At 72.2% G+C, this 12,877-nt stretch carries 14 protein-coding genes and 3 tRNA genes; 2 read left to right on the top strand and 15 right to left on the bottom strand.

Annotated features, from left to right (window positions below):
* Window position 1: 1 nt before the first annotated feature.
* The 7 genes from HNR61_RS04555 to HNR61_RS04525 form a co-directional block, all read right to left on the bottom strand.
* Window positions 2-553, bottom strand: coding sequence for a YybH family protein (locus HNR61_RS04555; RefSeq protein WP_182841772.1), 552 nt, complete (start codon window positions 551-553; stop codon window positions 2-4).
* Window positions 553-741 (bottom strand): ferredoxin, encoded by a 189-nt coding sequence (locus HNR61_RS04550; RefSeq protein ID WP_182841771.1) that lies wholly within the window; start codon window positions 739-741, stop codon window positions 553-555. The genes HNR61_RS04555 and HNR61_RS04550 overlap by 1 nt, the downstream gene beginning before the upstream one ends.
* On the bottom strand, window positions 738-2,063 hold the full coding sequence (gene cyp51, locus HNR61_RS04545) for a lanosterol 14-alpha demethylase (protein WP_182841770.1): 1,326 nt from the start codon (window positions 2,061-2,063) through the stop codon (window positions 738-740). The genes HNR61_RS04550 and cyp51 overlap by 4 nt, the downstream gene beginning before the upstream one ends.
* Window positions 2,060-2,839, bottom strand: a complete 780-nt coding sequence (locus HNR61_RS04540; RefSeq protein WP_182841769.1) for an SDR family oxidoreductase — start codon at window positions 2,837-2,839, stop codon at window positions 2,060-2,062. The genes cyp51 and HNR61_RS04540 overlap by 4 nt, the downstream gene beginning before the upstream one ends.
* Window positions 2,840-4,039 (bottom strand): cytochrome P450, encoded by a 1,200-nt coding sequence (locus HNR61_RS04535; RefSeq protein WP_182841768.1) that lies wholly within the window; start codon window positions 4,037-4,039, stop codon window positions 2,840-2,842. It abuts the gene before it with no gap.
* A 13-nt stretch (window positions 4,040-4,052) separates the two neighbouring features.
* On the bottom strand, window positions 4,053-4,622 hold the full coding sequence (locus tag HNR61_RS04530) for a TetR/AcrR family transcriptional regulator (RefSeq protein ID WP_312897767.1): 570 nt from the start codon (window positions 4,620-4,622) through the stop codon (window positions 4,053-4,055).
* A gap of 111 nt (window positions 4,623-4,733) precedes the next feature.
* The gene (locus tag HNR61_RS04525) at window positions 4,734-5,333 is read right to left on the bottom strand and encodes a dihydrofolate reductase family protein (protein WP_182841767.1); all 600 of its coding nucleotides are present in this window, start codon (window positions 5,331-5,333) and stop codon (window positions 4,734-4,736) included.
* Window positions 5,334-5,472: 139 nt separating this feature from the next.
* On the opposite strand from HNR61_RS04525, the gene HNR61_RS04520 reads away from it, so the two are divergent.
* On the top strand, window positions 5,473-6,369 hold the full coding sequence (locus tag HNR61_RS04520; RefSeq protein ID WP_182841766.1) for a hypothetical protein: 897 nt from the start codon (window positions 5,473-5,475) through the stop codon (window positions 6,367-6,369).
* A gap of 129 nt (window positions 6,370-6,498) precedes the next feature.
* Window positions 6,499-7,698, top strand: coding sequence for an RNA-guided endonuclease InsQ/TnpB family protein (locus tag HNR61_RS04515; protein ID WP_182841765.1), 1,200 nt, complete (start codon window positions 6,499-6,501; stop codon window positions 7,696-7,698).
* Between the two features lie 47 nt (window positions 7,699-7,745).
* On the opposite strand, the gene HNR61_RS04510 is transcribed toward HNR61_RS04515, so the two are convergent.
* The 8 genes from HNR61_RS04510 to HNR61_RS04475 form a co-directional block, all read right to left on the bottom strand.
* Window positions 7,746-7,828, bottom strand: a tRNA-Tyr gene (locus HNR61_RS04510).
* Between the two features lies 1 nt (window position 7,829).
* Window positions 7,830-7,905: transfer RNA gene (locus HNR61_RS04505), tRNA-Leu, on the bottom strand.
* A gap of 1 nt (window position 7,906) precedes the next feature.
* Window positions 7,907-7,983: transfer RNA gene (locus HNR61_RS04500), tRNA-Leu, on the bottom strand.
* 198 nt (window positions 7,984-8,181) lie between these two features.
* The gene (locus HNR61_RS04495) at window positions 8,182-9,531 is read right to left on the bottom strand and encodes a protein kinase domain-containing protein (protein ID WP_182841764.1); all 1,350 of its coding nucleotides are present in this window, start codon (window positions 9,529-9,531) and stop codon (window positions 8,182-8,184) included.
* 72 nt (window positions 9,532-9,603) lie between these two features.
* Window positions 9,604-10,656, bottom strand: a complete 1,053-nt coding sequence (locus tag HNR61_RS04490) for a PDR/VanB family oxidoreductase (RefSeq protein WP_182841763.1) — start codon at window positions 10,654-10,656, stop codon at window positions 9,604-9,606.
* Complete coding sequence (locus HNR61_RS04485) at window positions 10,653-11,531, bottom strand: metal-dependent hydrolase (protein ID WP_182841762.1); 879 nt, start codon at window positions 11,529-11,531, stop codon at window positions 10,653-10,655. Before HNR61_RS04485 ends, HNR61_RS04490 begins: the two co-directional genes overlap by 4 nt.
* Window positions 11,532-11,693: 162 nt before the next feature.
* Window positions 11,694-12,014: a hypothetical protein gene (locus HNR61_RS04480; protein ID WP_182841761.1), complete on the bottom strand. Its 321-nt coding sequence runs from the start codon at window positions 12,012-12,014 to the stop codon at window positions 11,694-11,696.
* 119 nt (window positions 12,015-12,133) lie between these two features.
* On the bottom strand, window positions 12,134-12,823 hold the full coding sequence (locus tag HNR61_RS04475) for a hypothetical protein (protein ID WP_182841760.1): 690 nt from the start codon (window positions 12,821-12,823) through the stop codon (window positions 12,134-12,136).
* Window positions 12,824-12,877: the final 54 nt, after the last annotated feature.

Raw genomic sequence — 12,877 nt, 5'->3', positions numbered from 1 at the left:
GTCACCAGAGGGGGACGGGGGATTCGCCCCGCCGGTAGTAGCCGGGGATCGGCCTGCCCGCGGCCGCCCGGTCCAGGCGGCGCCTCATCCCGTCCGACAGCACGCCCGCCTTCATCATCTCGACGAAGACCGCCGTCACGTTGCCCAGGTCGAACCAGTCGCGCTGCCACGACCACCGGCCGTCCCCGGCGTAGCGGAACCAGCTCCCGCCTATGCCGGGGACCTCGTAGGGGGTCCCGTCGGGGCGGACGGCGTCGGCGACCTGCTTCCAGAAGCCGACGACCTCGCCGTTGCCCTCGTCGATCAGGATGCGCTGGTAGGGGTAGGTCCAGCCGTCCAGGCCGCCCATCTCCGCGCCCAGGGCCAGGTCCCGGATCTCGGCGCGGCCCACCGCCATGAAGTCCTGGTCGGGGCCGATGTTCCAGCCGTAGGTCGCGTCCTCGGTGTACAGGTCGGCCAGCGGACGCCAGTCGCCCCGCTCCTCGCAGCGGCGGTTGGCCTCCAGCCAGCGGGCGACCATGGCTTCCATCTCCTCGCGCGGGAACGCGGGCATCACGCCTCCAGTCGAAGGGCCCGGGTGGGGCAGGAACGGACGGCGGCGAGGACCTCGTCCCGCTGGTCCTCGGTGGGATCGGCCAGGACGCGGACCCTGCCCTTGGGCGGGACCTCGAAGACGTCGGGGGACTCCAGCTCGCACATGGCGTGGCCCTGGCACAGGTCGAGGTCGACATGGACCCTCATCGCCGCCTCCGGTAGCGGACGGCGCAGGGGCGGGCGAGCTGCACGACCATCTTGGAGTGGTCGTCGCGGTAGGTGTCGGGCGGCTGGGCCGGCGCGAACTCCCAGTCGCGCAGCAGCACCGAGAAGATCGCCTTGAGCTGGATCATCGCGAAGTTCGCGCCGACGCAGCGGTGGCGGCCCGCGCCGAACGGCACCCACGTCCAGCGGTTCAGCAGGTCCTCCTCGCGGGGCGCGGCGTAGCGGGACGGGTCGAACGCGTCGGGGTCGGGGAAGTCCCCGGGGATCCGGTTGGAGACGGCCAGGCTGCACCCGACCAGCGTTCCGGCGGGGACGCGGTGGCCGAGGACCTCCTGCTCGGTCTTGGCCACCCGCAGCAGCAGGATCAGGGGCGGGTGGAGGCGCAGGGTCTCCTTGATCGCCGCCTCCAGGCGCGGGATCGCGCGCAGGGCCTGGAAGCTGATCTCCCGGCCGTCGGCGTACAGGCCGTCGAGCTCCCGGGCGACGCCGGACATGACCTCCGGGTGGCGGAGCAGCTCGATCAGGGTCCAGGCCGCCGTGCCCGAGGAGGTGTGGTGCCCGGCGAACATCATCGAGATGAACATGCCGGTCACCTGGTCGGCGCTGAAGCGGGGGGCGCCGTCCCGCTCGCGGACCGAGATGAGGATGTCGAGGAGGTCGCGCTCCTCGCGGGGCGGGTCGGGGTCGCGGCCGTCCATGATGCCCTGGACCAGCCTGACCAGCTCGGCGCGGGCCGCGTCGCGCTTGCGGAAGCTCTCGATCGGCGCGTACGGGTCGACGTAGGCGAGCGCGTCGGTGCCGCGCTCCAGGTCGTGGTACAGCTCGGCGAACCGGCGGTCGAGCTGGTCCCGGAACTTGCGGCCGATCAGGCAGGCCGACGAGGTGTAGATCGTCAGTTCGGCGAACCAGTCCAGCAGGTCGATCTCGCCCTCCTCGCCCCAGCCGGCCGTCATGCGCTCCACCTCGGCGGCGATCGTGGCGGCGTGGCCCTTGAGGAACGAGCCCTTGAGCGCCTGGTTGTGCAGGGCCTCGCGGCGCTGCTCGGGGGTGGCGTCGAACACCACGCCCTCACCGAAGATCGGCGTCATGAACGGGTACGCCTCGGCCTGGTCGAGGTCCTCGTCGGGGGCGCGGAAGAAGAACTCGTTGGCCTCGGCCCCCGACAGCAGGACCACGGTCCGGCCGGCGAGCCGGAACGCCCCCACGTCGCCGCACTCGGCGCGGACGCGCCGCATCAGCGCGACGGGGTCGGTGCGCAGCTCCTCCAGGTGGTCGGGGCCACCGGAGACCACGGGGATGCTCATCCCTCCTCCAGCGGGGCCTCGGGCTGCACCTCGACCAGGGTCAGGTGGGCGCCGCGCGGGGCGGACACGACGGTGGCGACGGCCGCCGCCACGTCGGAGGGGCGCAGGAAGTAGGGGTGGCGGGCCAGCCCCCACCTGACCCACTCGTCCAGGACCTCGCCGGTGACCCGCGGGTCCCAGTCCATGCCCATGCCGGTCGCGGTCGGGCCGGGGCGGACGATGGAGGCGCGCACGCCCGTTCCCTCCAGCTCCATCTGGAGGGCGCGGGCCATCCCCTCGACGCCGTTCTTGGCCGCGACGTAGGCGCCCATGCGGGTGCGGGGCGCGCGGACGACGTCGGAGGAGACCAGGACGACGTCGCCGCGGCGGCGGCGGACCATGCCCGGGCAGACCTGCGCGACCAGGCGGTGCGCGCCGACCAGGTGGACCTGGACCTGGGCGAGGAAGGCGTCGGGGTCGAGGTCGTGGAGGCGGTCGGCCGACAGGTCGCCCGCGCCGGACACCAGGACCTCGGCCGGGCCGAGGGCGTCCTCGGCGGCGGCGGCGAACGCCTTCACCGAGTCGGAGTCGCCCACGTCCAGGGGGTGCGCGAACGCCTCCCCTCCCCCGGCGCGGATCGCGGCGGCGAGCTCCTCGCACCGGTCGGCGCGGCGGGCCCCGAGGGCGACGGGATGGCCCGCGGCGGCCAGGGCGGTGGCGGTCGCGGCGCCGATCCCGGAGGAGGCGCCGGCGACCAGGGCGGGACGGCGGTCGGGGTGGGGGTCGAAGCGGGGCATCTACCGCACCTCCAGGCGGACGGGCAGGGTCGCGAAGCCGCGGACGTTGGCCGAGTGGACGCGTTCGGCCCGGTCGCCGTCTACCTCGTAGGCGCGGACGCGCGCCACGAGTTCGCCGAGGGCGACGCGGGCCTCCAGGCGGGCGAGGTTCGCGCCCAGGCAGAAGTGGCGGCCGCCGCCGAAGCTGACGATCTGGGAGGTGTCGCGGTCCAGGTCGTAGTCGTCGGGGCGGTCGAAGGCGCGGGGGTCGCGGTTGGCGGAGCCGACCAGCAGCAGCATCCGGTCGCCCGCGGCGACGCGCCGGCCGTGCAGGGTCAGGTCCCGCGTGACGGTGCGGGCGAGCATCTGGCTGGAGGTGTCGTAGCGGAGGGTCTCCTCGATCCAGTCGTCGACGCGGGCCGGGTCGGCGAAGGGCCTGGCGGCCTGGCCGGGGTTGCGCCAGCCCCAGTACAGGGCGTTGGCCAGGAGCTTGGTGGTGGTCTCGTTCCCGGCCACGACCATCAGGAACAGGAAGGCGATGACCTCCTCGTCGGTGAGGCGGTCCCCGTCGATCTCGGCGTCCAGCAGCGCCGAGGTCAGGTCGTCGCGGCGGCGGCGACGCCGCTCGGCGACCATGTCCTGGTAGTAGCCGACCAGGGTCAGGGCGGCCGCCATCCCGGTGAGCGGCACGTCGTGCACGCCCTCCTCGCGGTGCACGACCGTGTCGGCGAGCCGCCGCACCTCGGCGCGGTCGCCCTCGGGGACGCCCATCATCTGCGAGATCACGTCCATCGGCAGAAGGCCCGCGAACTCGGCGACGAAGTCGCCCTCGCCCTTGTCCAGCAGCGGGATCAGGTAGCGGCGGGTGAGGTCGAGGATGCCGTCGCCCAGCTCCTTCACCCGGCGCGGGGTGAAACCCCTGGACACCAGGGCGCGCATCCGGGTGTGGCGCGGCGGGTCCAGCGCCAGGAACGACATGGTGCGGTGGGCGTGCGGGCCCCACGCGTTCGGCTCCAGGGACACGCCGTTGGAGCTGGAGAACGTCGCGTGGTCGCGGAACGCCCGCGCCACGTCCCCGTGCCGCGACAGCGCCCAGAAGTCGAGGTCGTCGTTGCGGTAGAGCGGGGCCTCCTCGCGCAGCCGCGCGTAGATCGGGTAGGGGTCCTCGTGGACGGCGTAGTCGTACGGGCTATAGGAGGGGTCCCGGTCAGGGGAGGGCACAGCCGTCACCTCGCTAAGAGTCGTTCAGGATGAGCTCCGCCATCTCGCCCAGCCGGTCGGCCATGCGGGCGTAGGACGTGTAGCCCATGCCGGCGTGCACCAGCGCGCCCGCATAGGCGATCTCCAGCGCGCCGACCACCCTCGGGTCGGCGCCCTCCCCCAGCGCGGCCTGGAGGCGCGCCCGGATCTCCAGCCCGATCCGCACCCGCAGCTCCCGCACGTCGGGGTCGCCGCCGAGCATCGCGGCCGTGCAGGCGGCGGCCAGCTCCGGCTCGTCCGACACCAGCAGCGCGATCCCCCGCAGCACGCCGCCGACGTCGCCGGGCTCGGTGACCGGGGGCAGGGCGCTGAGCCGCCGCCAGAACACCTCGGTGATCAGGTGGTTCTTGGAGGCGAAGTAGGTGTAGGCGGTGGCCGGGGCGACCCCCGCGCGGCGCGCGACGTTGCGCACGGTGAGCCCGTCGTACCCGGTCTCGCGCAGCTCCGCCACGGCGGCGTCGGTGAGCCGCCGGACGGTGCCGGCCTGCCGTTCGGTGAGGCGGCGGCGGGTGGACTCGGTCGTCAGATGCTGATTTCCGGACACGTGTCCAGACATTAGTTCAGCGACTCCCGCGGGACAACCCGTCACCGCCGCCGACCTTCCCGGACGGCGGGAGCCGGAAGGAGACGCCCTACCGCGAACGGCCGGGCGCCGTCACGGGTAGCGCACGCGGTACCGCAGGTGGGTGACGTCCTTGGCGTCCAGCACCGTCAGCGGCCCCTCCAGGTCGAGCGGCGCGCTCCGCAGCTCGTCGAAGTAGGGACGGCCCGCGCCGAGCAGCACCGGGGCGAGGGCGACCCAGATCTCGTCCAGCAGCCGCGCCTCCAGGCACTGGCTGGCGATGGTGCCGCCGTTGACGCCGACGTCGCGGCCGCCCGCGATCTCCCGGGCCGTGGCGACGGCGCTCTCGATCCCGTCGCCGACGAACGTGAAGTTCTCCCCCTTCTCGGGCCATCCCTCGGGCACCGAGTGGGTGAGCACGACGACGTGCCGGTCCATGGGGTGCCGCCCGCCCCAGCCGCCGGTGAGGTCGAACAGCCGGCGGCCCACGACCAGCGCCCCCGTGTTCTCGATCATCGGCACGAAGACCCCGGCGTTCTCCTTGGTCAGCCGGAACTGCACGTCCGGGTTGGCCGAGGGGACCTCCACGTCGCCGTTCCCGTACCACCGGAACAGGCGGTCGAAGCCGCTCTCGTCCGGCCCGGCGATGAAGCCGTCCAGGGAGACGGTGGCCGCGGTGTAGACCTTGCCCATCATCCACTCCTCAGTGTGGGGTGCCTTACACCGGAACAGACCACGCCTCCCGGCGGAAATCACCGCTCCCCCGCACAGGGGAGGCGGCTCCCCAGCCAGCGGGAGGCGCCGACCCCCCGCCGCGCACGACGCTGGCCCCATGACGAACGACAAACGCCTGTGGCGGGCGCGCCTCATCGCCTGCCACACGACGATCGCGGCCTGCGTCCCCTACCTGTTCCTCAAGGTCATGTGGCTGTCGGGAAGCAGCATCGGCTTCGGCTCCACCGACATGACCACGCCCGAGTACGTCGCGGGCAACGCCGTCACCGCGGGCATGGACCTGGTCGCGATCCTCGTCGCCCTGGCGTTCACCTACCCCTGGGGACAGCGTGTCCCCGCCTGGCTGGTGCTGGTCCCGATCTGGGTGGGCACCGGCCTGCTCGCCCCGATCGCGCTGGGCATGCCCGTCGGCCTGACCGTCCAGGCACTGGTCGGCGGCTCCCCCATCCCCGAGTCCCCCGGCGCCGACGGCGAGCCGTGGGTGTTCGCCGTCGTCTACGGGGGCTTCACCGTCCAGGCGATCGGGCTGCTGACGGCGTTCGTCCTGTACGCCCGCGTGCGCTGGGCGGACGTGTTCACGATGCGCGCCGCCGACCTCGCCGACGGCACGACCCGCCCCCTCCAGGTCCTGCTGGCCAACACCGCCGCCGCCGCGACGATCGGCTACGCGCTCGTCCGCGTCGGATGGGTCCTCACCGGCGACACGATCTTCGAGACGGCGGCGCAGAAGACGTTCGTCGCGGTGGGCGGGACACTGGCGATCCTCGGCGCGGCCGGGGCCCTGGGCGTGGTCCACCGCCGGGGCACCCGCCTGCTGCCCGCCCTGGTCGCCGCGTGGGTGGGCACCGGGGCGGCGTTCACCACGGGCTTCATGAGCACCCAGACCAACCACCTGGTGGACACGTCCGGCGCGATCGCCGGAGCCCTCCTGGCCCTGACCACCCTCCTCCCCCTGATCGAGACCCGTCACCCCGCCGCCCTCCAGCGAATCTGATCTCACCAGGCGCACATGGCTCCGTGCGCGACAACGGCGGCCACGCCCTCGCCGTGACCGCCGTCCAACCGCGCCCGCAATCCAGTGGTCTCCTCACACGATCATGAACAGCCATACAAGAATGAGCACGTGAGAACAGCGTACAAATGTCGGGCATATCCCGACCCCGAACAGGCGGCCCTACTCGGCCGCACGTTCGGATGCGTACGCCTGATAGGGAACAAGACCCTGGCCGCACGCCACCGCCGCTGGCACGACGAGGGAAAACCCACCACCTACAAGCAGACCGACGCCCAGCTCACCACCTGGAAGAAGACCGAGGAACTGACGTTCCTGAACGAAGTGTCGTCGGTGCCGCTGCAACAGACGTTGCGCCACCAGCACGCCGCATTCACCAGCTTCTTCGCCGGGCATGCCCGTTACCCTCGCTACAAATCCCGCAACGGACGGCAGAGCGCCCACTTCACTCGCGCCGCGTTCCGCATGCGCGACGGAAAACTGACGTTGGCCAAGACCACCGCCGCGCTGCGGTTCGTGTGGTCGTTCGAGGACGTGGACCCGGCCACGTTGCATCCGACGATGGTGATCGTCTCGCGGGAACCCGACGGCCGCTGGTACATCACCTTCGCCGTCGACACCCATGCCCCCGACCCGCTCCCCCAGGTCGGACATGCCATCGGTGTCGACCTGGGGATCAAACACTTCGCCACCACCTCCGACGGCGACCGCCTCCCCAACCCCCGCCACCTGGAGCGCAAAGCCCGTAACCTGGCCCGCTACCAACGGCGGATGGCCCGCAAGCAGCCCGGCAGCGCCAACCGGAAAAAGGCCAAGGCCAAGGTCGCCCGCGCCCACCGCAAAGTCCGCAACGCCAGACAGGACTTCCCGCACCGCACCACCACTGGTCTGGTGCGCTCGGCCGACACCATCGTGATCGAGGACCTGACGGTCACCAACATGATGCGCAACCGGCGGCTGGCCAAGGCCATCGCCGACTGCGGCTGGGGCGAGTTCCGCCGCCAGCTCGACTACAAGTGCGCCCGCACCGGACGCACCCTGACAGTGATCGACCGCTGGTTCCCCTCCAGCAAGACCTGCTCGACCTGCGGACATCTGCTGAAGACACTGACCCTGTCCACCCGGCACTGGACGTGCCCCTCCTGCCGCACCCGGCACGACCGGGACCTCAACGCGGCCAAGAACATCCTGGCCGCTGGTCGAGCGGTGACAGCCTGTGGAGCTGACATCAGACGGCAAGGGCACGCCCTTCCGCAGTCGGCGACGAAACAGGAAACCCAGCCCGCGAGGGCCGGACTCCCCTGCCGATAGGGGAGCAAGTCAAAGCCGGGCCCGGTTCTCAGCCTTCGCGGATTCGGTGGGGCGGGTGGGATTCGAACCCACTCAGCGTTAAGCGCTTGCTTTACAGGCAAGTCCGACTCTCCTGCTCCGGCGCCGCCCCTTGGTGCCCTCGGCAGGATTCGAACCTGCAACCTCTCGGATCTCGGCCGAGTGTCTCTGCCGTTGGACTACGAGGGCATGGTGCGGCTCCTGGGATTCGAACCCAGATCGTCCAGTGTCTGAGACTGGCCCCTCGTACCGTTGGGGTAGAGCCGCGTGGGGTTTGCTGCGATCGGCGTCGCTCTCGCACGCGGCCGGAAGGTCAGGGAAGGGGATACCGGCCGGGGCTCGTCAGCGACGCCTTGGGCAGTCGATACAGGTGGAGCCGCACGGCCGGTCCTCCTTTCGGGAAGTCATCGTGTCGCGGTGACGTGATCTACGGTGCCAGCGCGGTGCGGGTCCGCGCAACGGGATTTACGCGGTCGGCTCGTCGGGGAGGGTGGAGCCCCAGGCGGCCAGGGCGAGGAGGCCGATCATCAGCCAGCCGAGGACGATCCCGGTGATGCACATCCAGCCGCCGCGTTCGCTGTTGCGGCGGTGGCGGACCCAGCCCATGTGGCCGCAGACGATCGCGGGGATGGCGGTGAGTCCGCAGGTGAAGAGGCTGAGGACGCCGAACGTCAGGGAGAAGACCGCCGCGCTGTTGTAGGGGGCCTTGCCGTAGGCGGGCCGGGTCTCCCGGCGGTAGTCGGGTGCCCGGGTCGGCTGTCCGTAGGGGTGGTGGGGCTGGTGGGATTCGGTGCTGGCGGCGCGCTGGTACCAGTAGTTGGCCTCGTCGGCGCGGCCGCTCTGGCTGAGCAGGACGCCGAGGTTGCGCATGGCGGCGGGGTCGCCCGCGCCGGCGGCCTGGCGGTACTGGTGTTCGACGAGGGCGGCGGCCTCGCCCTCGGCGAGCGGGGCGGCCGGGGCGGGCGTGGAGGGTGGGGACGGCGTCGAGGGGGTGGGGGCGGGCTGGGGGTCGCGGGCGCCGCTGGAGATGAGGCGGTCGAGGATCTCCTGGGCGGTGGGGCGGCGGTCGGGGTCCTTGGCGAGGGCGGCGCGGACGACGGTGAGCAGGGTGCCGCTCAGGCCGGTCAGGTCGGGTTCGCCGGTGACGATCCGGTGGATGATCACGGGGAGGGAGGGGCCGGGGAAGGGCTGTTCGCCGCGGGCGGCGAAGGCGACCGTCGCGCCCCAGGCGAACACGTCGGAGGCGGGGGTGGCGGAGCGGCCGTTGATCTGTTCGGGGGACATGAACGCGGGCGTGCCGATGATCCCGCCGGTGGCGGTGAGCCTGGTGCCGCCGGCCGAGCGGGCGATGCCGAAGTCGATGACGCGGGGCCCGAAGGTGGACAGCAGCACGTTGGCGGGTTTGAGGTCGCGGTGGACGACGTCGGCGTCGTGGATGGCGGTGAGGGCGGTGGCCATGCCGACGGCGACGGCCTCCAGGTCGGCGCCGCGCAGCGGGCCGTCCTTGGCGACGGCGGCGTCGAGGCTGAGGCCGCCCACGAACTCGGTGACCAGGTAGGGCGGGTCGGCTCCGGGGTCGGCGTCCAGGACGGGCGCGGTGCAGAACGGCCGGACGCGGCGGGCGGCGCCGACCTCGGCGGCGAAGCGGGCGCGGTACTGCGGGTCGGCGGCGAACTCGCGGCGGATCACCTTGATGGCGACCTTGCGTCCCTCGTGGTCGAGTCCGGCGTAGACGATGCCCATGCCGCCCTCGCCGAGCCGTTCGACGACCCGGTAGGGACCGATGCGTTCCGGCAGGGGGGCATGGCGTTCCACGGTGCGCGCTCCTCGATGTGGGTCGAACATCTCAAGCGTGGCATATGTGGGCGCGTGCCGGGGATCCGCCGATCACATGTCGAGCACGAGCCGTCCGCCGGAGGTCCGGGAGACGCAGACCAGCAGGGAGCCGGGGTCGGTGTCGCCCGGGTGGCGGCGGTCGGCGTCGCCGGCGAGGAGGCCGACGCGGCAGGTGCCGCAGAAGCCCTGGCGGCAGGAGTGGGCGATGGCCGGGTCGTACTCGGTGAGGACGTCGAGCGCGGTCCGGTCGGCGGGGACCCGCAGGGTGACGCCGCGGCGGCGCAGTTCGATCTCGAACGGGCGGCCGTCCACGACCGGCGCGGGCGCGAAGCGTTCGAAGTGGAGGGTGGCGGGGCCGTGGGGGGCGAGCGCGGCGCGCACGCCGTCGATCATGGGGGCGGGGCCGCAGCAGTAGATCGCGGCGTCGGCGGCGGGGGCGCGGGTGAGCAGTTCGGCGCAGTCGGGGACGCCGTGGTCGTCGTCGGTGCGGATCTCGACGCGGTCGGCGGGGAGCTCGTCGAGGAACGGCAGTGACGCGCGGGTCCGCCCGGTGTAGACCAGCCGCCAGTCCGCGCCGAGCCGCCGGGCGGCCTGGACCATGGGCAGGAGGGGGGTGATGCCGATGCCTCCGGCGAGGAACAGGTAGCGGTCCCGGGGCAGGAACGGGAAGGCGTTGCGCGGTTCGGAGACGGTGAGGAGGTCGCCCTCGGCGAGGGTGTGGGCCTCCAGCGATCCGCCCGCGCCGTGCGGGAGCCGCCGCACGGCGATCCGGTAGGTGCGGCGGTCGGCGGGGTCCCCGCACAGGGAGTACTGGCGGCGGCGTCCCGAGGGGAGCCGGACGTCCAGGTGGCAGCCGGGTTGCCAGGCGGGCAGCGCGCGCCCGTCGGGGGCGGCCAGGCGGAGGCTGACGACGTCCTCGGCCTCCTGGCGCGCCTCCCGGACGACGGTGGTGAGGGTGCGGTCGACGGGGGTGACGGGCGGGAGGACCGGTGTACGGAGGGCGCGGACGCGCTGGATGCCGTTGAACAGGGCGCTGGCGGCCACCCAGAACGGGTCGCGGGCGCGGCGTCCGCGCAGGTCGGGCGGGATCTGGGCGGGGGTCATCGCTGGGCCGCCCGGGCGGCCGGGGAGGAGGCGAGGTAGGCCAGGGCCTGGCTGGTGGAGCCCTCGTTGAGGGGGCTGTAGGAGCGGCGCAGGTAGCGTCCGACGGAGGCGGCGACCATGCGGCCGCCGGGGGTGAGCCCGGCGGCCCCGGTGCGCCGCACGTGGTGCAGGCCGCCCCTGATCCGGCCCTGGACGATCGGGTCGGCGGCCATGAGGAAGCGGTGGCCGCGCCGCCACAGGGCGGTCAGCGCGGTGATCGTCTCGGCCATGGCGCGCAGCCGGGCGGGGTAGGAGCCGTCCAGGTGCATGAACAGGTCGTGGGCGACGTGCCGGTGTTCGACCTCCTCGGCTCCGTGCCAGCGCAGCAGGTCCAGCATCATGGGGTGGGCCCCGGCCTCGTCGAGCGCGGTGGCGTTGAGGATCCAGTCGCCGAGCACGCCGGTGAAGTGCTCGATCGCGGCGATGAGGCTGATGCGTTCGTACAGCCACGCCTGTCCTCGGGTCCCGGTGAGGTTCCGGTCGCCGAGCAGCCCTTCGAACAGGAACTCGACCTGCCGCACGAACGGCCGCACGTCCAGCCCCTGCCCGAGGAAGTGGTCGAGCACCTGGTCGTGGGAGGAGGCGTGCACGGCCTCCTGCCCGATGAAGCCGAGCACGTCCTCGCGCAGCCGGTCGTCCCGGATGTGGGGGACGGCCTCCTTGAACACGCGGACGAACCACTCCTCGCCCGCGGGGAGCAGCAGGTGCAGCACGTTGATCAGGTGGGTGGCGACCGGGTCCCCCGGGATCCAGTGCAACGGCACCTCGGACCAGTCGAAGCGCACGTCGCGAGCCTGGAGGACGAGGTTGCCCGGCTCGGTGGACGGGATGGTCACGCTGCCTCCCGACGAAGAAGCGACCACTTATTGACGAATCGTCCAGTACGGTACCGCCGCACGTCACCCCTGGACAACGGGCACTTCTGGTGAGGCGCGTCACCACCCTCCGACGGCGAAGGCCCCCGGCGGGCGCCGGGGGCCTCACGTCACGGGACGCTCTCAGACGTAGCTGACGCAGGTCGCCGCGACGTAGCCGCGCGTGCCCCGGTAGTCGATGTAGTACCAGGTCTTGCTGGTCACCCCGCAGGCCGTGTACGAGGTCGCGGACGTGTGGCGGCTCATGGAGCAGGCCGTCGTGCCCTTGTAGAACAGGCCGAGGGACGTGCCGCCCATCGAGGCCCGGATGTGGACGTTCTCCTTCGCCTTGACGGTGGTACAGGCGGCGACGGCCGGGCTGTCGGCGGCCGCGACGCCGGACAGCCCGGCCCCGGCCGCGGTGAAGGCGGCCAGCGCCGCCGGAACGAGGAGAAGCTTCTTCATCTCGGGCTCCCTTCGACCCCACCACGGGCCCGCCGGGCCCGCGCGCCGGAATGATCACCGGCAGCGCCACGGTAGAAGGAAACGATCATGAAGATAAAGATCAACTTTTCACATGGTCGCTAACCCGGACTGTTCAGATCTCCCGGAATGTGCGGGGTTCCGTCACGCAGCGGAGGAAACCGGTGGCGGGCGGCGGTGGTGCCGCGCGTCATGCGGGTGATCTCGGCCTCGGGCAGCACCGGGGTCTCGTCGTCGATGACGACCTCCCAGCGGCAGTGCGGGACCCGTCCGGCCGGGACGCGGGGCGGGCGGTGCACCGGCCGGACGCGGGCCCTGGGGTTGATCGCCTGGGCCGTGATGTCGAACGTGCCGTCCTCGATCGTGTGGCACATGCCCCTGACGGAGCGCTCGCCGAACGGCTCGACGTCCAGCAGCGCGCCGCAGGAGCGCAGCTGGAAGAAGCCGTGGGTCTCCGAGACCAGCTCGTACTCGACGTCCATGTACGAGAAGGTGAACCCCGGATCGAGCTGGAGCGCCTTGAAGATGGCCGAGACGCCGTCCCCCTCGATCCTCATGATCTCGCGGATGCGCTCGGTGTAGACGGGGCTGGCGCCCTTCCACTCCTCGATGGCGATCTCCTCGACCGCCTGCTGGCCGTACCGCAGGCCCACGGCCGCGAGGCCGGAGCGGTCGAGGATCTGGGGGATCAGCGCGTACTCGCGGACCAGGCGGACCAGGGCTTCCTTCGACAGGTCCTCGAAGCGGAAGTCGGGGTCGAACTCGCCGGAGTAGTCCTCGCGTTCCGTCATGGCCCGAACTGTAGTCTGGACACCTGTCCAGAACAAGCGATCGGTTGGTATCGG

Origin of the sequence: Actinomadura kijaniata, assembly GCF_014138665.1 — a bacterium.
Lineage (GTDB): Bacteria > Actinomycetota > Actinomycetes > Streptosporangiales > Streptosporangiaceae > Spirillospora > Spirillospora kijaniata.
The sequence above is the reverse complement of the archived record's forward strand: the minus strand, read 5'-3'. Positions and strand labels throughout refer to the sequence as shown.